Annotated in this window: 20 protein-coding genes and 1 rRNA gene; 13 read left to right on the top strand and 8 right to left on the bottom strand. The window is 66.0% G+C overall.

Annotation, left to right across the window (positions count from 1 at the left end; all coding sequences use genetic code 11):
- The first annotated feature begins 6 nt into the window (after positions 1 to 6).
- Positions 7 to 119 (top strand): 5S ribosomal RNA (gene rrf / locus U9J41_RS21395).
- Positions 120 to 406: 287 nt separating this feature from the next.
- Here the strand turns inward: rrf and U9J41_RS21400 are convergent.
- The 5 genes from U9J41_RS21400 to U9J41_RS21420 form a co-directional block, all read right to left on the bottom strand.
- Positions 407 to 745, bottom strand: a complete 339-nt coding sequence (locus tag U9J41_RS21400) for a DUF1840 domain-containing protein (protein ID WP_322404184.1) — start codon at positions 743 to 745, stop codon at positions 407 to 409.
- Positions 746 to 815: 70 nt separating this feature from the next.
- A complete protein-coding gene (locus U9J41_RS21405) occupies positions 816 to 2351 on the bottom strand; it encodes a hypothetical protein (protein WP_322404185.1) in 1536 nt (511 codons plus the stop codon).
- Positions 2348 to 3088 carry an ABC transporter ATP-binding protein gene (locus U9J41_RS21410; protein ID WP_322404186.1) on the bottom strand — a complete coding sequence of 247 codons (741 nt, stop codon included), beginning with the start codon at positions 3086 to 3088 and terminating at the stop codon, positions 2348 to 2350. Before U9J41_RS21410 ends, U9J41_RS21405 begins: the two co-directional genes overlap by 4 nt.
- Before the next feature lies 1 nt (position 3089).
- The gene (locus U9J41_RS21415) at positions 3090 to 3608 is read right to left on the bottom strand and encodes a hypothetical protein (RefSeq protein WP_322404187.1); all 519 of its coding nucleotides are present in this window, start codon (positions 3606 to 3608) and stop codon (positions 3090 to 3092) included.
- A 75-nt stretch (positions 3609 to 3683) separates the two neighbouring features.
- On the bottom strand, positions 3684 to 4448 hold the full coding sequence (locus U9J41_RS21420) for an SDR family oxidoreductase (protein WP_322404188.1): 765 nt from the start codon (positions 4446 to 4448) through the stop codon (positions 3684 to 3686).
- Positions 4449 to 4683: 235 nt separating this feature from the next.
- On the opposite strand from U9J41_RS21420, the gene U9J41_RS21425 reads away from it, so the two are divergent.
- Positions 4684 to 5643, top strand: coding sequence for a GlxA family transcriptional regulator (locus U9J41_RS21425; RefSeq protein WP_322404189.1), 960 nt, complete (start codon positions 4684 to 4686; stop codon positions 5641 to 5643).
- A 7-nt stretch (positions 5644 to 5650) separates the two neighbouring features.
- On the opposite strand, the gene U9J41_RS21430 is transcribed toward U9J41_RS21425, so the two are convergent.
- A complete protein-coding gene (locus tag U9J41_RS21430; RefSeq protein WP_322404190.1) occupies positions 5651 to 7177 on the bottom strand; it encodes a YifB family Mg chelatase-like AAA ATPase in 1527 nt (508 codons plus the stop codon).
- 140 nt (positions 7178 to 7317) lie between these two features.
- Between U9J41_RS21430 and U9J41_RS21435 the strand changes: the two genes are divergently transcribed.
- Positions 7318 to 7620: a hypothetical protein gene (locus U9J41_RS21435; protein WP_322404191.1), complete on the top strand. Its 303-nt coding sequence runs from the start codon at positions 7318 to 7320 to the stop codon at positions 7618 to 7620.
- Positions 7621 to 7658: 38 nt separating this feature from the next.
- On the opposite strand, the gene U9J41_RS21440 is transcribed toward U9J41_RS21435, so the two are convergent.
- On the bottom strand, positions 7659 to 7907 hold the full coding sequence (locus tag U9J41_RS21440) for an accessory factor UbiK family protein (RefSeq protein ID WP_322404192.1): 249 nt from the start codon (positions 7905 to 7907) through the stop codon (positions 7659 to 7661).
- Positions 7908 to 8175: 268 nt separating this feature from the next.
- Here U9J41_RS21440 and U9J41_RS21445 point away from each other — a divergent pair, with 268 nt between their 5' ends.
- The 4 genes from U9J41_RS21445 (at position 8176) to gshA (ending at position 12360) form a co-directional block, all read left to right on the top strand.
- The gene (locus U9J41_RS21445) at positions 8176 to 8922 is read left to right on the top strand and encodes a TorF family putative porin (RefSeq protein WP_322404193.1); all 747 of its coding nucleotides are present in this window, start codon (positions 8176 to 8178) and stop codon (positions 8920 to 8922) included.
- 12 nt (positions 8923 to 8934) lie between these two features.
- The gene (locus U9J41_RS21450; RefSeq protein ID WP_025511601.1) at positions 8935 to 9273 is read left to right on the top strand and encodes a P-II family nitrogen regulator; all 339 of its coding nucleotides are present in this window, start codon (positions 8935 to 8937) and stop codon (positions 9271 to 9273) included.
- Positions 9274 to 9283: 10 nt separating this feature from the next.
- Entirely contained in the window at positions 9284 to 10867 is a 1584-nt protein-coding gene (locus U9J41_RS21455; protein ID WP_322404194.1) for an ammonium transporter, read from the top strand.
- 191 nt (positions 10868 to 11058) lie between these two features.
- The gene (gshA, locus tag U9J41_RS21460) at positions 11059 to 12360 is read left to right on the top strand and encodes a glutamate--cysteine ligase (RefSeq protein ID WP_322404195.1); all 1302 of its coding nucleotides are present in this window, start codon (positions 11059 to 11061) and stop codon (positions 12358 to 12360) included.
- A gap of 133 nt (positions 12361 to 12493) precedes the next feature.
- Here the strand turns inward: gshA and U9J41_RS21465 are convergent, their stop codons facing one another.
- A complete protein-coding gene (locus tag U9J41_RS21465; RefSeq protein WP_322404196.1) occupies positions 12494 to 13210 on the bottom strand; it encodes a class I SAM-dependent methyltransferase in 717 nt (238 codons plus the stop codon).
- A gap of 190 nt (positions 13211 to 13400) precedes the next feature.
- Between U9J41_RS21465 and gshB the strand changes: the two genes are divergently transcribed.
- Genes gshB through metW form a run of 6 tightly spaced genes read left to right on the top strand, consistent with a single transcriptional unit; the run spans position 13401 to position 18637 of the window.
- The gene (gene gshB, locus U9J41_RS21470; RefSeq protein ID WP_322404197.1) at positions 13401 to 14348 is read left to right on the top strand and encodes a glutathione synthase; all 948 of its coding nucleotides are present in this window, start codon (positions 13401 to 13403) and stop codon (positions 14346 to 14348) included.
- A 4-nt stretch (positions 14349 to 14352) separates the two neighbouring features.
- Positions 14353 to 14757, top strand: a complete 405-nt coding sequence (locus tag U9J41_RS21475) for a PTS sugar transporter subunit IIA (RefSeq protein WP_322404198.1) — start codon at positions 14353 to 14355, stop codon at positions 14755 to 14757.
- A gap of 35 nt (positions 14758 to 14792) precedes the next feature.
- Positions 14793 to 15062: an HPr family phosphocarrier protein gene (locus U9J41_RS21480; protein ID WP_322404258.1), complete on the top strand. Its 270-nt coding sequence runs from the start codon at positions 14793 to 14795 to the stop codon at positions 15060 to 15062.
- Between the two features lie 38 nt (positions 15063 to 15100).
- Positions 15101 to 16852, top strand: a complete 1752-nt coding sequence (gene ptsP, locus U9J41_RS21485) for a phosphoenolpyruvate--protein phosphotransferase (RefSeq protein ID WP_322404199.1) — start codon at positions 15101 to 15103, stop codon at positions 16850 to 16852.
- Between the two features lie 52 nt (positions 16853 to 16904).
- Positions 16905 to 18020: a homoserine O-succinyltransferase MetX gene (gene metX, locus U9J41_RS21490; RefSeq protein WP_425260890.1), complete on the top strand. Its 1116-nt coding sequence runs from the start codon at positions 16905 to 16907 to the stop codon at positions 18018 to 18020.
- Positions 18017 to 18637, top strand: coding sequence for a methionine biosynthesis protein MetW (gene metW / locus U9J41_RS21495; RefSeq protein WP_322404201.1), 621 nt, complete (start codon positions 18017 to 18019; stop codon positions 18635 to 18637). Before metX ends, metW begins: the two co-directional genes overlap by 4 nt.
- Positions 18638 to 18708 lie beyond the last annotated feature (71 nt).

Here is an 18708-nt window from a genome sequence, read left to right on the forward strand (position 1 = left end):
GTTATGCCTGATGACCATAGCAAGTCGGTACCACCCCTTCCCATCCCGAACAGGACCGTGAAACGACTTTGCGCCGATGATAGTGCTGCAACCAGTGTGAAAGTAGGTTATCGTCAGGCTAGTTATATGCAGAAGCCCGCTCAGTTGATACTGAGCGGGCCTTTTGCTTTGGGAAGACGAGAAACGGGCTGGCCCTTTGCTTTCGCATGCACGTGCAACCCGTAATCGGAGTCGTCAAGGAGCGCTGGCCCGACGGTCGGACCGGTATGACGGGCTACAACCAGGCGGGGCGGGGCGGGGCCGCGAGCGCGGCCCCGCGCTGGGCGATTATGAAGCCAAGCGCAAGGGCAAAGGCCGCGTCGCTGCCGGGCGGCCAAGCTCGAGCGGGAAACGTCCTGGCCGGGGCTCAGACGCCCCAGAGCACGTCGGTCTGATGGTCGCGTGCGGCACGCAGCATTTCCAGCAGAGGGAAAGCGCGGGTCGAGAACGTCACCGCCTCGATCGTCTCATGCTCCGTATCTGCTTCGCCATGGTGGGCCTTGACGTCCTGCTCCATTTCGTCCGAGGCCTGGTGCTTGCGGCTTTCTTCCATCTCGGATTCCAGCAGCTTGACTGCCTTGCCGGCTTCCTCGGCGGTAATGACGCCGCGTTCGCTATCTTTGTGCAACAGGTCAAGGATCCGCCTGGCGTGATCCTGGTACATCATGACGTTGGGGTAGGCTTTGGATTTAAAGGTAATAAGCATAGTTGTCTCATTCAATCGCTAGTAGCCAAACGATAACACGAGTGGCGCATGAAGGTCAGTGCGCTCGCTCTCACATGGGGCGGCGCCGGAGCTGCCAGGCGAGCAGCAACACGCCCAGTCCCGCAGCCAGCAGCGCAGCGGCCGCAAACAGCACCCAGCTTGCACCGCCCGCAACCAGGTGGACGAGCAGCCAGCCGAGGCAACCCCAGCAGAGGCTGCTGATCAGTTCCAGCATCGTGCTCAGGAAATTTCCCTTGCCACGCATCTTGAAATCGCTGCGCGGTGCCGGCCGCCCCGTCCACTGCACGATGAGGCCGGCGCTCAGCACGGCCGCGCTGACGGTGAACGCGAAGAGCAGCCCGGTCAGCGGCGCGTGCACGATCAGCCACAGCAACGGCAGCGCGACGATCAGCAGGGCAGGCATCGTGGCCGCGGCCAGCTTGGCCAGCTGCAAGGTGCGTCTCGATGCCGGTGCAGACAGCAGGAGGTCGGGCGCGTCCTCGGCCGAGATCACGATCCAGGTCAGGCTGCCCGTCAGCGAACTGCACAGCAGCGTGAGGCCGGCGCCGAGCGCGGCGCTGGTCGAATTGTCGCGCAGGATCGGAAGCACCAATGGCACGAGATAGATCAGCTGCAACAGCACCTGCGTGATCAGGTGCGGGTCGCGCGCGATCAGGCGCCACTCCTTGACGACGATGGTGTCGAACAGGCTGCCGCGGAAATGGAAGCGGACGGCGCCGGCCGGCCTGGCGCGCACGCGGCTGGCCCCCGCGGCCTGCTGGAGGCCATGGACAAAGAAGCGGTGGGTACGGCCCACCGTCAGCGCGAACGCGAGCGCGGCCAGCACGAGGGCGGCCAGCAGCGGCATGGGCGCGCCGAGGATGGCATGGCCGGGCAGCCACAACGCGCTGCCGGGGCCGAACAGGTGCTGGCTGGCGAGCATGGCCAGCAGCCGTGGTCCGGCGCTGCCGTCGTGGCGGGTGAAGTTGTACGCCTGCGACAGCAGGAACACCAGCGCGCCCGCGATGGCGGCCATCACCTGGGCCACGACGCGCGTGCGGCGCGCGCCGAGCGTGCGCACGAGCGCCAGCGTCAGCAACATGCCGGCGCAGGCCATCAGCATGGCGCAGGTACAAATTACCACGTACAACCCGAGCCATCCCGGATGCCCCAGCACCAGCGCGACGTTGGCGACAGGGCCCGCCAGGAACAGGTAAGGGGTGGCGGTGGCGCCCGCGATGCCGAGCAGGCGCACGGCGAAGACGCTGCGCGAGGGCAGCGGCGAGGATAGCAGCAGGTCCAGGTCGCCGCGCTCGAACAGCGCCATCACGCAGCTCGACAGGGCGCTCGACAGCATGAAGGTCGCGCACACGAGCAGGATGGCGGAGAGGGGAATGGCCAGGAACGCCTCGTCCATGCCGCTGTGCTCCAGTGCGAGCAGCATGGCGAACGCGACCAGGTGCTGCAGGAGCCCGACGGTGACGATGAACGCCATGCCGAAGCGTCCCCGGCCGCGCTTGCCTCCCTTGTTCAGTCCCGTGCCATACCATGCCATGCGCAGCTCATGGCCCAACAGCCAGAGGATGCTTCCGGGAGCGGCACTCATCCCGGCTGTCCTTCGGTCAGTTGCAGGAACACATCTTCCAGGCTGCCGCCCTGCGTGCGTGCGCGCAGCTCGGCCAGCGTGCCCTCGGCGATCAGGCGGCCCTGGCGGATGATGCCGATGCGCTGCGCCAGGCGCTCCGCCACTTCGAGGATGTGCGTGGTCAGGATCACGGTGCCGCCCTTGTCGACGTGCGACACGAGCAGGTCCTTCACCTGGCGCGCCGCGGCGGCGTCCAGGCCGGTCAGCGGTTCATCCAGGATCAGCAGTTCGGGCTCGTGGATCAGCGCGCCGGCCAGCGCCAGCTTCTGCTTCATCCCGCGCGAAAATCCTTCGCTCAGTTCGTGCGCGTGTTGCGTCAGGTCGAGCCAGTCGAGCAGGCGGCGCGCCCGGGGTTCGGCGTCCTGGGCGCGGATGCCCCACAGGCCGGCGACGAATTCCAGGTATTCCGTGGGCTTGAGTTTCCCGTACAGCAGCGGGTCGTCCGGCAGATAGGCCATGCCGCGCTTGGCACCCGCGGGATCGCGCGCGAGGTCGATGCCGAGCACCTCGACGGTGCCTTCATCGGGCGCCAGCAGGCCCGTGACCATGCGCAGCGTCGTCGTCTTGCCGGCGCCGTTGGGGCCCAGCAGCGCATACAGTTCGCCGCGCCGCACCGTCAGGTCGAGGCCGTCGACGGCCGGACGGCCGAAGGATTTGCGCAGCGCCGACAGGCGCAGGGCGGGAGACGCAGTGTTCATGTCAGTGCAGTTTGAAGGACGTGAGGAATTGTTCGACCTGCTCGGCCGGCAGCGCTTGCGTCTTGCCGAGCACGATCACCTGGTAGAAGCGCTTGCCGCGCGATTCGAAATGGCCGACGAGGCGCATCGGGACGCCCTGGCTGGTCCCGCTGGCGTCGATGTCGCGCGTCGCCCGGTCGTTGTTGTCCACCGTCGTATTCCGGCTCGTCACGGTGGCGCCGATGTTGCGCACCAGCGCGACCTCCATCGCTTCCAGCGCAGCCTGTGCGCGCGCGGCATCCGGTGCCTCGGCCGCGCCGACGGCGAAGGTCGCGCCGTCGACTTCGGCCGCCGTCATCGTCATGGCGACCTGCATGCCGTCCAGGTCGATGTTGCGGGTGAAGGTGGCCGGCTTGGCCGGGAACGTGACGCGGTAGCGGGCGTCCGGACTGGCATAGTCGCGCCAGTTGTATTTGGGGGAGCAGGCCGCCAGGAGGCACAGCGCGGCGGCCGCGGAAAACGCGAAGAGTCGTCTTGTCATGACGCCATGGTAACAGGGCTTGCCGAGCGGCGAAACCGGCAGCCAGCGCCGGGCGGCCCTCGACCGCCCGGCGCTTCAGGCGCCCACGGGAATTGGATGTGCCGCGATGTGGGCGTTGAAGTCGTTGACCAGCTTGTGCTCGTCCGGGCCGACATTGTTGCGCAGCGGGACGGCACTGTCGACCAGCGCTTCTTCCCGGCTCGTGGCCAGTGCCTGCATCGTCTGCGCGATGAAGGCGTCGAGCGGCATGGCGCGCGGATCGTCGCCTTTGTGGATCAGGTCCGTGTTGACCCAGGGCGGTGCGATTTCCTGCACCGTCACGCTGGTGGCGCGCAACATGAAGCGCAGCGACAGCGTGTACGAGTGCAGCGCGGCCTTGGTGGCCGAGTACACGGCGCTGGTGGCGATCGGCACATAGGCCAGCACCGACGTGTTGTTGACGATGGTCGAACGCGGCTGCTTCTTGAGGTGTCCGACGAGGCTGGCCGTCATGCGGATCGGGCCAAGCAGGTTCGTCTCGATGGTCGACACGGCCGTCAAGTCGTCGATCGGGCCGGACGGATCGTCGAAGGGCATGATGCCGGCATTGTTGACCAGGACATTCAGCGTCGGATAGTCCGCGATCAGCGTCGCGGCGGCGCGGTCGATGCTGGCCGGATCGGCGATGTCCAGTTCGATGGCGCGCATGCCGGGATTGGCGCGCGTCACCTCGTCCAGCAAGGCCTTGCGACGGCCGCCGATGATGACCTGGTTGCCGAGCCGGTGGAAGGCTTCCGCCAGGCCGCGGCCGATGCCCGAGGTGCCACCCGTGATGAAAATAGTGTTGTCCGTCAATTGCATGTTTGTTCTCCGGTTGTCGTCAGGGCTCCATGTTGGCGCAAACACTCATGCCTTGAATGACAAAGAACCCTCGAATCAGGACAATGTGTGTGTAAGCACATCAAAAATGCCTCCTATCTACTTTGTCAGTTGTTTTTGGCCGGGACGAAGCTGGTGTCGTATGATTACCATCATGCACTGCAGCAGATGCTGTAATCCGGTCCAGCCGGCAAGCCTAATCATCACTGAGGACAACATGAAACGCAGAATCGGACTCTTGCTGCCCCCCGGCTTCCAGGCCCTGGATCTGATGGCAACGACGGTTTATGAATTCGCCAACGCCCTGTCCGACGAACCCTTGTACGAAGTCACGATCCTGTCCGAGCACGGCGGCGTCATGGCCAGCTCCTCGGGCATCAACGTGCTGACGGATGCCGTCACGCGCTGCGACTACGACACCCTGCTGGTGGCGGGGCAGATGGTGCCGCGCCGGCCGTCGTCGCCGGGCTTCGTCGAGATCCTGCGCCAGGCCGGCGTGCAGTCGCGCCGCGTGGGCAGTATCTGCACGGGCGCCTTCCTGCTGGCCGAAGCGGGCCTGCTGGACGGCAAGCGCGCCACCACGCACTGGTCGCTGGCGCGCGACCTGCAGCGCATGTACCCGAAAGTGCGCGTCGAGGAAGACCGCATCTTCATCAACGAGGGCAAGGTCTGGACGTCGGCCGGCATGACCGCGTGCGCCGACCTGTGCCTGGCCCTCGTCGAGAGCGACCACGGCATCGAACTGTCGCGCAACATCGCCCGCAAGCTGGTCGTCTACCACCGCCGCAGCGGCGGGCAGTCGCAGTTCTCTGCCCTGCTCGAGCTGGAGCCGAAATCCGACCGCATCCAGCAGGCACTGTCTTACGCTAAAACCCACCTGCGCAAGCCGTTGTCCGTGGACGAGCTGGCGGAGGCCGCCAACCTGAGCACGCGCCAGTTCAGCCGCACCTTCCGCATCGAGACGGGCCAGTCGCCGGCGCGCGCGATCGAGGTGCTGCGCGTGGAAGCGGCGCGCGCCATGATCGAGGGCAGCAACCATTCGATCGACGTGGTGGCGCGCGAGACCGGTTTTTCCGACCCCGAGCGCATGCGCCGTGCCTTTTTGCGCGCCTTCGGCCAGCCGCCCCAGGCCATCAAGCGCGCTGCGCGCGAGCAGGCGTCGACCGGGCTCGCCTGATTTTCCGTCAGTGATCGCGCAATCCGCGCCGGTACTGGATCGCCTCGGCCACGTGGATGGCCTGCGCCGCATCTGACCCGGCCAGGTCGGCGATCGTGCGCGCCACCTTCAGCACGCGGTGGTAGGCGCGCGCCGACCAGTGCAGGTGCTGCATGGCGTCGCCCAGCAGGCGCTCGGCGGCGGCGTCGAGGCGGCAGTGGGTGTCGATCTCGCGCGTCGTGAGCTTCTGGTTGGCCTTGCCCTGGCGTGCCAGCTGGCGCGCGTGCGCGTACGCGACGCGCTCCGCGATGGCGGCGCTCGGCTCGCCGTCGGCCAGCTGCGCCATCGTGTCCGGCGCCATCGCCGCGACGGCAACCTGGATGTCGATGCGGTCGAGCAGGGGGCCGGAGATGCGGTCCTGGTAGCGCTGGACGCCATCCGGTGTGCAGCGGCATTTGCCTGACGGATGGCCCAGCCAGCCGCACGGGCACGGATTCATCGCGGCGATCAACTGGAAATTGGCGGGGAAGTCGGCCTGGCGGGCGGCGCGCGAGATCGTGATGCCGCCCGTTTCCAGCGGTTCGCGCAGCACTTCCAGGACCTTGCGATCGAACTCCGGCAACTCGTCGAGGAACAGCACGCCATGGTGGGCCAGGGAAATTTCGCCCGGGCGCGGCACGGCGCCGCCGCCGACCAGGGCCACGCCGGAGCTCGTATGGTGCGGGTTGCGGAACGGCCGCTTGCGCCAGCGCTCGATGGCGAAGCTGCCGGCCAGCGACTGGAGCGCCGCCGTTTCCAGCGCTTCGTCTTCGCACATCGGCGGCAGCAGGCCGGGGAAGCGGGATGCCAGCATGCTCTTGCCGGCGCCGGGCGGCCCGATCAGCAGCACGGAGTGCAGGCCCGCGGCTGCCACTTCCAGTGCGCGCTTGACCTGTTGCTGGCCCTTGACGTCGGCGAAGTCCGGGTACACGGGCGGATCGTCGGCGGCGGCAGGGCGGTAGCGCGCGAGCCGCGTGTCGTCGGATTTGGCCGCGAAGTGCGCGCACACCTCCAGCAGCGAGCGGGCCGGGTAGATGGCAGCGTCCGTCACGAGGGCGGCTTCGTCCGCGTTCGCCCAAGGCAGCACGAAGGCGCGTGCCGGTTCGTCCGGGTGTGCGTGGCGGCGCAGCATCGCAAAGCTCATCGCCAGCGCCCCGCGCACGGGGCGCAATTCTCCCGACAGCGACAGCTCGCCGGCGAATTCGTAGCCGTCCAGCGCGCCGGCAGGGATCTGCTCCGACGCGGCCAGGATGCCCAGCGCGATCGGCAGGTCGAACCGTCCCGATTCCTTCGGGAGTTCGGCCGGCGCGAGGTTGATGGTGATGCGGCGGCTGGGTACGTCGAAGCCCGAGTTCTGCAGCGCGGCGCGTACGCGGTCTTTCGACTCGCGCACTTCGGCGTCCGCGAGGCCGACGATATTCATGGCCGGCAGGCCGTTGGCCAGGTTGACCTCGACGCTGACGGCGGGCGCTGCCATGCCGGCGAGGGCGCGGCTCCTGAGGACGGCGAGGCTCAATCGGGTTCCTTCAGCGGTGGGCGAGGCCCCATCTTAGGCAAGCGGAGCCGACGCCTGTTGAGAGGGGACAGGCGTGCATACCGAACTTTTTTCGCATGCGCTCTGGTAAGGTAGCGGGTCCGGCCTTCTCCAATCCACGCATGCCCAGACTGATTCTTTCCCTGCTTGCCATCGCGGTCCTGTTCTGCCTGCTGTGCGGACCCGTGACCTGGGTGGCGCTGCGCCTGTGGCGGCGCGGGGACCTGGGCGCGTTCCGGCCGGTGCGCGGCGTCTGGATCGCGCAGGTGGCGCTGGCGTGTGCCTTGATGTTTGCCGCCGACAGTGCCGGGTTGCCCAATCCGGTGGGCTGGATGGTCGCGATCGTGCTTGCGGTCAGCCTGGGTGGGGCTGTCCTGTTCGCCTCGTGGCGGGCGGTGGTGCGGGTGGCGGTGCGGCGGCGATAGGACCGGCGCGGGGGCGGCGCAAGGCCGCCCGCGGTGCTTCAAGCCTTGGTGTCGGCCGCCGCCACCTTGGCTTCCAGTTCGGCCACGCGCAATTCGAGTGCGTCGAGCTTGGCGCGCGTCTTCGCCAGCACTTGCGCCTGGGTATCGAACTCTTCGCGCGTCACGAGGTCCAGCTTCGAAAAGCCCTGGGTCATCATCGCCTTGACGTTGCGCTCGATGTCCTTGGCAGGCGAGTTCTCGAAGACTTCGTTGAGCTTGCCCTGCAAATCATTAAAAAAATTATTCATTTCACACTATTCCTTGAGTCGGTGCGTCGCACCAATGCGGTGCGTATGTACCTGAATTGGTGCGTGCACCGGGACGGCGCACGCGTCCTGGTCTCGTTTGTTTTTTTAAACCAAAAAAGTGGGGGCATAAGGCATGAAAAACAAGGCGATACCTGCCCCGGCAAGGGGTGGCACGCATCCTGCTAATCAACCATAAACCATAACGAGGTCGCGATCCCGGATTGTAAACCGCAACTCAAGAATATGTTCAACTACAAGGGAGTGTCGTATGAAGCGTCGTAACAGCAATTGGCCCCAAGTCGCAATACTGGCTGCAAGTTTGTGGACTCTCGGCATCGGGCTGGCCGCCGCCGAAGAGCAGAAGCCGGACAATGAAGTGAGCTACAACGCGGCGGTGACGAGCGATTATCGCTACCGCGGCATTTCCCAGTCCCGCCTCGACCCCGCGCTGCAGGGCGGCGCCGATTACACGAACAACCCGACGGGTCTGTACGCGGGCACCTGGCTGTCGACCATCAAGTGGACCAAGGACCTGGGCGGCAGCGGCGACGTCGAATGGGACCTGTATGGCGGCAAGCGCGGGAACCTGAGCGCGGACGTCACGTATGACGTCGGCGGCCTGTACTACTTCTACCCGAGCAATGGCCTGCATCCGAACGCCAACACGTTCGAACTGTACGGCCAGCTCGGTTTCGGCCCGGCCTACGTCAAGTACTCGCATTCGCTGACGAACCTGTTCGGCACGGCCGACAGCAAGGGCAGCGGCTACCTGGACATCGGCGCCAACGTCGACGTCAGCAACGGCTTCACGCTGAACCTGCATGCCGGCCGCCAGAACGTGCGCCACAACGGTTCGTTTTCCTACACTGACTACAAGATCGGCGTGACCAAGGACCTGGGCGTCTGCTCGGTGGCCCTGGCCTTCATCAAGGCCGACACCAGTGCCTACCTGAGCCCGTCCGCAGAAAACCTGGGCAAGTCCGCGGCCCTGCTCACTGTGTCAAAAACTTTCTGAAGAGGCAAAAGCATGAAAATGATCACCGCCATCATCAAACCCTTCAAGCTCGACGAGGTGCGTGAAGCCCTCTCGGAAATCAACGTCCAGGGTATCACGGTGACCGAGGTGAAGGGTTTCGGTCGCCAGAAGGGCCATACCGAGCTCTACCGTGGTGCGGAATACGTCGTCGATTTCCTGCCGAAGACGAAGATCGAGGCAGCGGTCGACGACGCCATCGTCGACCAGGTGATCGACACCATTCAGAGCGCCGCGCGCACCGGCAAGATCGGTGACGGCAAAATTTTCGTCTCCAACCTGGAGCAGGTAGTCCGTATCCGTACCGGCGAAACCGGCAACGAAGCGCTGTAAGGGGAATCCGATGATCCATACAATCACAAAACTGATCGCAGGCGTGTCCGTCGCCATGGCGCTGGCCGCATCCGCGCCGGCCCTGGCCCAGGACGCCGCCAAACCTGCCGCCGTGGCCCCGGCCGCGAGCGCACCGGCCGCCGCCGGCCCCGCCGCTGTCGCACCCGCCGCCGATGCGGCACCGGTTGCCGCTGCGCCAGCACCGGCCGCAGCAGCACCGGCCGCCGCAGCACCGGCCGCCGCAGCACCGGCGCCGGCCGCCGCCCCCGTGCCGCAGAAGGGCGACACCGCCTGGATGATGGTGTCGACCCTGCTGGTGATCATGATGACGATCCCGGGCCTGGCCCTGTTCTACGGCGGCCTGGTCCGTTCGAAGAACATGCTGTCCATCCTGCTGCAGGTGTTCATGATCTTCGCCGTCATCATCGTCCTGTGGTGCCTGTACGGGTATTCGCTGGCGTTCACCGAGAACACCGCGTTCATCGGCGGCTTCGACCGCTTGTTCTTGAACGGGATCTGGGATCCGGTCAAGGGCGCGTTCTCGACGGCGGCCACGTTCAGCAAGGGCGTCGTCATTCCTGAGTTCGTCTACGTGGCCTTCCAGGGCACGTTCGCTGCCATCACCTGCGGCCTGATCGTCGGCGCCTTCGCCGAGCGCGCCCGCTTCTCGGCCGTGCTGCTGTTCGTCGTGCTGTGGTTCACGTTCGGCTACCTGCCGGTCGCCCACATGGTCTGGTTCTGGACCGGTCCAGACGCCATCACCGCGGCGACCCTCGACGCCGAGACCGCCAAGGCCGGCTGGCTGTTCCAGAAGGGCGCCCTCGACTTCGCGGGCGGCACCGTGGTGCACATCAACGCCGCTATCGCCGGCCTCGTCGGCGCAGTCCTGATCGGCAAGCGCGTCGGCTACGGCCGTGAATCGATGGCCCCGCACTCGCTGACCATGACCATGATCGGCGCCTCGCTGCTGTGGGTGGGCTGGTTCGGTTTCAATGCCGGTTCGGCACTGGAAGCGGGCGACGTCGCCGCGCTGGCCTTCGTCAACACCCTGCTGGCCACGGCCGCCGCGACCCTGTCGTGGGTCTTCGGCGAGTGGATCACCAAGGGCAAGCCGTCGATGCTGGGCGGTGCCTCGGGTGCCGTCGCCGGCCTCGTCGCCATCACCCCGGCCTGCGGCTTCGTCGGTCCGATGGGCGCGCTGATCATCGGCCTCGTCGCCGGCATCGTCTGCCTGTGGGGCGTGAACGGCCTGAAGCGCATGATCGGCGCCGACGACTCGCTGGACGTGTTCGGCGTGCACGGCGTGGGCGGTATCCTGGGCGCGCTGCTGACCGGCGTGTTCGCGGCGCCGCAGCTGGGCGGCCAGGGCATCTTCGACTACGTCACCAACAAGATGTCCGCCGATCCGTACTCGATCGCCCACCAGGTGCTGGTGCAGGCGGAAGCCGTCGGCACCACCATCGCGTGGTCGGCCATCGTCTCGTTCGTCGCCTACAAGATCGTCGACGTCGTCGTGGGCCTGCGCGTCCCCGAGGACGAAGAACGCGAAGGCCTGGACATCACGAGCCACGGCGAGCAGGCTTATCACTCCTGATTGTCGAATCGGCAATGTGGTTCAAAAAAGCGCTTTCGGGCGCTTTCAAAAAGGCGCCTTCTTAGCGCTTTCAAAAAAGCGCCTTATTGGCGCTTTTTTGTTTCCTGAACGAATATAGGACTTTAAAAAACGTTCATCCGACCCAATCTCGGCTTACCATATCGCCAAGAAGCCCGAAGGACGTCATTTTTATGGTTCCCCACCTCGCCACCGCCCTGACCGGTCCCCTGCTGGACCTGGAAAAGAAGATCCTCGAAGCCACGCCCGCCATCGAACGCTGGTTCCGCCTCGAGTGGCAGGAGCATACGCCGCCGTTCTATTGCTCGGTGGACCTGCGCAATGCCGGCTACAAGCTGGCGCCGGTGGACACGAACCTGTTCCCGGGCGGCTTCAACAACCTGTCGACCGAGATGCTGCCGCTGACGGTGCAAGCCGCCATGGCCGCGATCGACAAGTATTGCCCGGACGCCCGCAACCTCCTGTTGATCCCGGAAAGCCATACGCGCAACCCATATTATTTGCAGAACGTGCAGCGGCTGATGCAGATCTTCCGCCAGACCGGCCTGCACGTGCGCCTGGGCTCGCTGTCGCCCGACGTGACGGAACCCACGCCGCTCGCGCTCCCGGACGGGAATATGCTCGTCGTCGAACCGCTCGTGCGCTCGCCCAACGGCCGCCGCGTCGGCCTGGCCGACTTCGACCCGTGCACGATCCTGCTGAATAACGACCTGTCCGCCGGCATCCCGAGCATCCTGGAAAACGTCCACGAGCAATCGCTCCTGCCGCCGCTGCACGCCGGCTGGGCCGTGCGCCGCAAGAGCAATCACTTCAAGGCCTTCGACGAGGTCGCGAAGAAGTTCGGCAAGCTGATCGACATCGACCCGTGGCTCGTGAACCCGCTGCACAGTAAATGCGGCGAGGTCAATTTCCAGGAAGACGTCGGCATGGAATGCCTGGCCGATAACGTGTCGGCGCTGCTGTCGAAGATCAAGAAGAAGTACAAGGAATACGGGATGAAGGACCAGAAACCCTTCGTCATCGTCAAGCCGGATGCCGGGACGTACGGCATGGGCATCATGACCGTCAAGGACGCGAGCGAGGTCAAGGACCTGAACCGCAAGCAGCGCAACAAGATGTCGGTCATCAAGGACGGCGTCACCGTCACCGACGTGATGATCCAGGAAGGCGTGCCCACGTTCGAGTCGATCAACGACGCGGTGGCGGAGCCGGTCGTGTACATGATCGACCGCTACGTCGTCGGCGGCTTCTATCGCGTGCATGCGGAGCGCGGCGTCGATCAGAACCTGAACGCGCCGGGCTCGCAATACGTGCCGCTCGCGTTCGCGCAGCAGCATGCCGTGCCGGACCTGAAGGCCAAGCCGGGGACGGCCGCGCCGAACCGCTTTTATGTGTACGGCGTCGTGGCGCGTCTCGCGTTGCTGGCGGCGTCGCTGGAGCTGGAGCGGACCGATCCGGATCCGGAGATTTATTGACGCTGTAGCTGGTCTTCGTTGCACTAGGGTGGGCTCTCAGAGCCCGCGCGGATGTTTGCGGCATGTTGGCGTTACGCGTGGGCACAGGGTGCCCACCCTACGCTGGAGCGCTCAGACCCGGAAACCTATTGATTCATTCCGCCCGGTCCGTCTCGGGCTTGCGCGCCATGTAGATGAAGTGAGAGCGCAGCGGCGGGATCAGCGTTGCCAGCGCTTCCGGTATCAGCCACGGCAGGGCGGCCAGGGTACGGCCCAGCGGCGGCGCCAGCACCAGCGTGCGGTAGTGGCGGCTGGCGGCGGGCCAGAAACGCAGCAGCTCGACGTCCGTCACCTTGCGCACGTGGGCGTTGCGCGGACTGGCGTAGCGGAAGTCGAAGATCATCGTCCAGCCGCCCGGACGCAGCACGCGCCACATCTCGGCGGCCAGGTCGCGCCGCAGGTCTTCGTCGAGGATCGAGGAAAACACGGTGTGCGCGCTCACGAGGTCCATGCTGGCGTCGGGAAAGGCGTCGAGCTGTCCCAGATGCCAGCGGATGCCGGGCGCCGCGCGGGTGCGCGCCTGGTCGAGGCGGTCCTGCTGCAGCTCCGTGCCCGCCAGGTGGGCCGGCGTGGCGCCCCAGTCGATGAGCTGGCGCAGGAAGCTGCCGCTGCCGCAGCCCACGTCGAGCACGCGCACGGCGGACAGGTCGCGCCCCACCGTCAGCGGCAGCAGCTCGGCCAGCGCGCGCGACCGCGCCGCCGCCTGGCGGACGACGTCGGGCCGGTGCCAGGCATATTTCGCCAGCGCGGCGCCGCGATGCCATTGGCGATAGACCTGGTTGATGCGTTCCTGTTCGGCACGGTCGCTCATCGTGTCCTCCTCGAACGCATCTTCCCAAGCGGGCCGGAAGCACGTTTGAGGGGACGCAAATGCGGGCTGACTAGATGACTTTTTGCCAACAGGAAGCTGCCTCGCCAACTCGTCCGGCGGTCGCGGCCGCCTTTCCGCGAACATCCGCGTTTCCGGCTAAAATCGAGGCATTGCCTCCATTGGGACCATCATGAAAATCGCTTTTCTCGCCGATCCGCTGTCCGGCTTCAAAATCTACAAGGACTCGACCTTCGCGATGATGCGCGAAGCCGCGCGGCGCGGTCACCGGATCTACGCCTTCGAACAGCGCCACCTGGCGCTGGAGGAGGGCGCCGTGACGGCCGAGGCGACGGAAATCCATCTGACCGGCGACGCCGACGACTGGTACCGCGAGGGCGACACCGATATCGTGCCCCTGTCCGGATTCGACGCCGTCATCGAGCGCAAGGATCCGCCGTTCGACATGGAATACGTGTACGGCACCTATCTGCTGGAGCTGGCCGAGCGCCAGGGCGCGCGCGTCTTCAACAAACCCTCGGCGATCCGCGACCACAACGAAAAGCTGACCATCGCCCAGTTCAGCCAGTTCACGTCGCCGACGCTCGTGTCGTCGTCCGGCACGCGCCTGCGCGCCTTCCACGCCGAGCACGGCGACGTGATCTTCAAGCCGCTGGACGGCATGGGCGGCGCCGGCATCTTCCGCGTCAAGGACGACGGCCTCAATCTCGGTTCGATCATCGAGACGCTGACCGAAAACGGCGCGCGCACGATCATGGCCCAGAAATACATTCCCGCCATCGTCAAGGGCGACAAGCGCGTGCTCGTCATCGACGGCAAGCCGGTCCCGTTCGCGCTGGCGCGCATTCCGCAGGCCGGCGAAGTGCGCGGCAACCTGGCGGCCGGCGGCACCGGCGTCGCGCAGCCGCTGTCGGCGCGCGACCGCGAGATCGCGGAAACGCTCGGCCCCGTACTGGCCGCGCGTGGGCTGTTGCTGGTAGGATTGGATGTGATCGGCGATTTCCTGACCGAGGTGAATGTCACCAGCCCCACCTGTTTCCAGGAGATCGCCGACCAGACCGGTTTCGACGTCGCGGCGATGTTCATCGATGCCATCGAAAACCGGGTAACGGGAAACTAAGACAATGGTAGGCATTCTGCTGATGACCCACGCTCCGCTGGGCCAGGCATTCATCGCCGCGGTTGCGCACGTGTTCCGCGGCCCCACCGAGCGCTTCGAGGCGATCGACGTGACGGCGGACCAGGACACGAACGAAATCCATGCGCTCGCGAAGAGCGCGATCCAGCGCCTGGACGAGGGCGACGGCGTGCTGGTCATCACCGACATCAAGGGCGGTACGCCGTCCAACTGCTGCAATTCGCTGGCCGAGGCCGGGCGCGTGGAAATCATCGCGGGCATCAGCCTGCCGATGCTGCTGCGCGCGATCACGTACCGGCGCGACACGCTGGACGTCGTGGTCGAAATGGCACTGGCCGGCGCCCAGAACGGCGCCGTCAGGGTGGACAACAGGATCCGGCTCGGCACCTGACCGGACCGATGAACGAGAGATTAGACAACTACAATATGATTCAACAGGAACTCGAGATCATCAACAAGCTGGGCCTGCACGCCCGCGCTTCCGCCAAATTCACCCAGCTCGCCGCCAAGTTCCAGAGCGACGTCTGGCTCACCCGCAACGCGCGCCGCATCAACGCCAAGTCGATCATGGGCGTCATGATGCTCGCCGCCGGCAAGGGCGCCAAGGTGACGCTGGAGGCGGACGGCCCCGACGAACAGGCATGCATCGCGGCGCTTGCCGGCCTCATCAACGACAAATTCGGCGAAGGCGAGTAATGCCGGATACACGCGGCGCACGTCACCCGGGACCCTCCATGGCATCGTTCACATTGCACGGCATTCCGGTCTCGCGCGGGATTTCGATCGGGCGCGCGCACCTGCTCACGCCGGCCGCGCTCGACGTCAAGCACTACCTGGTGCCGGAAGAGCAGGTCGAGGCGGAAGTGAAACGCCTGCAGGACGCGATCGCCGAAGTGCACCGCAACCTGCAGGAACTGTGGACCGAGCTGCCCAAGGAGGCCCCGACGGAACTGGGCGCGTTCATCGACGTGCATGTGCTGATCCTGTCCGATCCGATGATCTCGGAGGCGCCGCTCGACATCATCCGCAGCCGCCACTACAACGCGGAATGGGCGCTCGTCACGCAGATCGACGAGCTCTCGGCGCAATTCGACGAGATCGAGGACGAGTACCTGCGCGAGCGCAAGCAGGACATCCAGCAGGTGGCCGAGCGCGTGCTCAAGGTGCTGATGGGGACCGCGCTGCCGGCCCCGCCGCCGGTCGGCGAAGACCACTTCCAGCCGCAGATGATCGTTGTCGCCCACGACATCTCGCCGGCCGACATGCTCGCGTTCCGCGACCGTTCGTTCGTCGGCTTCGTCACGGACGTCGGCGGCCAGAATTCGCACACGGCGATCGTCGCGCGCAGCCTCGACATCCCGGCCGCCGTCGGCATGAGCCAGGCGTCGCGCCTGATCGAGCAGGACGACTGGGTGATCGTCGACGGCGATGCCGGCGTCGTCATCTGCAATCCGAGCGCGCTCGTGATGGAGCAGTACCGCGCGCGCCAGGCCAACCTGATGAAGGCGCGCAAGCGCCTGCTGAAGCTGAAAAAGACGCCGGCCGTCACCAAGGACGGCACGCCGATCACGCTGCTCGCCAACATCGAGCTGCCGGACGACTGCGGCCCGGCGCTGGAGGCGGGCGCCGTCGGCGTCGGCCTGTTCCGCTCCGAATTCCTGTTCATGGGACGCGGCGCGCAAGGCCTCAAGGTACCGGGCGAGGACGAGCAGTTCGAGCAGTACCGCAAGGCGGTGCTGGCGATGAAGGGCCGGCCCGTCACGATCCGCACGCTCGACGTGGGCGCCGACAAGCCGCTCGACCAGACCGAGCACACGGCGCTGAATCCGGCGCTGGGCCTGCGCGCGATCCGTTATTGCCTGGCCGAGCCGCAGCTGTTCCTCACGCAGCTGCGCGCCATCCTGCGGGCGTCCGCGTTCGGCAAGGTGCGCATCCTGATCCCGATGCTGGCGCACGCGTTCGAGATCGACCAGTCGCTCGCGATGATCGAACAGGCCAAGGCCCAGCTGCGCGAGCAGAACGTCGGGTTCGACGACGACGTGGACGTCGGCGCCATGATCGAGATCCCGGCGGCCGCGCTGGCGCTGCCGATGTTCGTGAAGCGCCTCGACTTCCTGTCGATCGGTACGAATGACCTGATCCAGTACACGCTGGCGATCGACCGCGTCGACTACGAGGTGGCGCACCTGTACAATCCGCTGCACCCGGCGGTATTGAACCTGATCGCGATGACCATCGAGGCCGGGCGCAAGGCCGGCGTCGACGTGGCCGTGTGCGGCGAGATGGCGGGCGACGTCAAGCTCACCCGCCTGCTGCTGGGCATGGGCCTGCGCGAGTTCTCGATGCATCCGGCCCAGCTGCTGGCCGTCAAGCAGGAAATCTTGTCCAGCGACCTGGCGCTGCTCGTGCCGCGCACCCGCCGCATCCTGCGTGCGATGGAACCGGCGGCGATCGCCGACGCCGTGGAGCAGCTGCAGTCCGTCTAGTTACAACTTAAGAGTCTTCATGGGATCGATCGGAATAGTCTCCCCCCAGGCGATGCAGTTCGCCGAACCACTACATCTGCAAAGCGGCGCGGTGCTCGGCGATTACACGCTGGTGTACGAAACGTATGGCACGCTGAACGCCGACAAATCGAACGCGGTGCTGATCTGCCACGCGCTGAACGCGTCGCACCACGTCGCCGGCCACTACGCCGACCAGCCCAAGAGCGCCGGCTGGTGGGACAATATGGTCGGACCGGGCAAGCCGGTCGACACCGACCGCTTCTTCGTCATCGGCGTCAACAACCTCGGTTCCTGCTTCGGTTCGACGGGCCCGATGCACGTGAATCCGGCCACGGGCAAGCCGTACGGCGCCGCCTTCCCCGTCGTGACGGTGGAAGACTGGGTCGCCGCGCAGGCGCGCCTGGCCGACCGCCTCGGCATCGAACGGTTCGCGGCCGTGATGGGCGGTTCGCTGGGCGGCATGCAGGCCCTCGCGTGGAGCATCATGTTCCCCGCGCGCCTGCGCCATTGCATCGTGATCGCGTCCACGCCCAAGCTGTCGGCGCAGAACATCGCGTTCAACGACGTGGCGCGCCAGGCCATCCTCACCGACCCGGACTACCGCGGCGGCGACTTCTACGAACACGGCGTCGTGCCCAGGAACGGGCTGAAAGTGGCGCGCATGGTTGGCCACATCACGTACCTGTCGAACGACGACATGGCGGAAAAATTCGGCCGCAAGCTGCGCAACGCGGCCGAGCGCAACGAGTACAAGTTCGACTTCGGCGTCGACTTCGAGATCGAATCGTACCTGCGCTACCAGGGCGATAAATTCTCGGAATACTTCGACGCCAACACCTACCTCCTGATCACGAAGGCGCTCGATTACTTCGACCCGGCGCGCGAGCATGGCGGGGTGCTTGCCAAGGCGCTGGAAAACACGCGCGCCCAATACCTGATCGCTTCGTTCAGCACCGACTGGCGCTTCTCGCCGGAGCGCAGCCGCGAGATCGTCGAAGCGCTGCTGGCCAACCGCCGCAAGGTGACCTATGCCGAGATCGACGCGCCGCACGGCCACGACGCCTTCCTGCTGGAGGACGCGCGCTACATGAACATCGTGCGCGCCTACTTCGAGCGCATCGCCGGCGAGCAGAAGGAGGCCGCATGAAATTCGAAGACCTGAGCACCCTGCGCCCCGACCTGGCCTTCATCGCGCACTGGGTGGGCGACAGCGCGCACGTGCTGGACGTCGGCTGCGGCGACGGCGCCATGCTGCGCTACCTGGAACAGGCCAAGCGCTGCACCGGCTACGGCGTCGAGATCGCCGACGACAAGGTCCTGGAAAGCACGCAGCGCGGCATCAGCGTGATCCAGCACGACATGGAGCAGGGCCTCGGCCTGTTCGCGGACGACGCGTTCGACGTGGTCCTGTGCCTGTCGTCGCTGCAGATGATGCAGCACGTGGAGGCGCGCCTGCGCGACATCGTCCGCGTGGGCAAGGAGGCGATCGTGTCGTTCCCGAACTTCGCCTACTGGCCGCACCGCGCCGCGCTGCTGAAAGGGCGCATGCCGGTGTCGCGCACGCTGCCTTACCAGTGGTTCGACACGCCGAACCTGCGCTACGCGACGATCTACGACTTCAAGGACCTGGCCGAGAAATGCGGCCTGGAAGTGCTGGAATACGTCGCGCTGGCCGAGGGCAGGCCGGTGTCGTTCCTGCCCAACCTGCGCGGCAGCCTGGCGGTATTCCGCCTGCGCAAGCGCGACCTCGCGGGCAAGGCCTGAACGTTTTGCGCTTGCATGCCCGCGTATCGTGTTGTACATACGTGCGTGTCGCGGGCATGATGTCGTCAGAA

The sequence above is a fragment of the Massilia luteola genome (assembly GCF_034420155.1).
In the GTDB taxonomy this organism is placed as follows: Bacteria; Pseudomonadota; Gammaproteobacteria; order Burkholderiales; family Burkholderiaceae_D; genus Telluria; species Telluria luteola.

Bases quoted from the DNA above. Each gene is read 5' to 3' on its own strand.
- U9J41_RS21400 (WP_322404184.1), bottom strand. From the start codon at position 745: ATGCTTATTACCTTTAAATCCAAAGCCTACCCCAACGTCATGATGTAC.
- U9J41_RS21405 (WP_322404185.1), bottom strand. From the start codon at position 2,351: ATGAGTGCCGCTCCCGGAAGCATCCTCTGGCTGTTGGGCCATGAGCTG.
- U9J41_RS21410 (WP_322404186.1), bottom strand. From the start codon at position 3,088: ATGAACACTGCGTCTCCCGCCCTGCGCCTGTCGGCGCTGCGCAAATCC.
- U9J41_RS21415 (WP_322404187.1), bottom strand. From the start codon at position 3,608: ATGACAAGACGACTCTTCGCGTTTTCCGCGGCCGCCGCGCTGTGCCTC.
- U9J41_RS21420 (WP_322404188.1), bottom strand. From the start codon at position 4,448: ATGCAATTGACGGACAACACTATTTTCATCACGGGTGGCACCTCGGGC.
- U9J41_RS21425 (WP_322404189.1), top strand. From the start codon at position 4,684: ATGAAACGCAGAATCGGACTCTTGCTGCCCCCCGGCTTCCAGGCCCTG.
- U9J41_RS21435 (WP_322404191.1), top strand. From the start codon at position 7,318: ATGCCCAGACTGATTCTTTCCCTGCTTGCCATCGCGGTCCTGTTCTGC.
- U9J41_RS21440 (WP_322404192.1), bottom strand. From the start codon at position 7,907: ATGAATAATTTTTTTAATGATTTGCAGGGCAAGCTCAACGAAGTCTTC.
- U9J41_RS21445 (WP_322404193.1), top strand. From the start codon at position 8,176: ATGAAGCGTCGTAACAGCAATTGGCCCCAAGTCGCAATACTGGCTGCA.
- U9J41_RS21450 (WP_025511601.1), top strand. From the start codon at position 8,935: ATGAAAATGATCACCGCCATCATCAAACCCTTCAAGCTCGACGAGGTG.
- U9J41_RS21455 (WP_322404194.1), top strand. From the start codon at position 9,284: ATGATCCATACAATCACAAAACTGATCGCAGGCGTGTCCGTCGCCATG.
- gshA (WP_322404195.1), top strand. From the start codon at position 11,059: ATGGTTCCCCACCTCGCCACCGCCCTGACCGGTCCCCTGCTGGACCTG.
- U9J41_RS21465 (WP_322404196.1), bottom strand. From the start codon at position 13,210: ATGAGCGACCGTGCCGAACAGGAACGCATCAACCAGGTCTATCGCCAA.
- gshB (WP_322404197.1), top strand. From the start codon at position 13,401: ATGAAAATCGCTTTTCTCGCCGATCCGCTGTCCGGCTTCAAAATCTAC.
- U9J41_RS21475 (WP_322404198.1), top strand. From the start codon at position 14,353: ATGGTAGGCATTCTGCTGATGACCCACGCTCCGCTGGGCCAGGCATTC.
- U9J41_RS21480 (WP_322404258.1), top strand. From the start codon at position 14,793: ATGATTCAACAGGAACTCGAGATCATCAACAAGCTGGGCCTGCACGCC.
- ptsP (WP_322404199.1), top strand. From the start codon at position 15,101: ATGGCATCGTTCACATTGCACGGCATTCCGGTCTCGCGCGGGATTTCG.
- metX (WP_425260890.1), top strand. From the start codon at position 16,905: ATGCAGTTCGCCGAACCACTACATCTGCAAAGCGGCGCGGTGCTCGGC.
- metW (WP_322404201.1), top strand. From the start codon at position 18,017: ATGAAATTCGAAGACCTGAGCACCCTGCGCCCCGACCTGGCCTTCATC.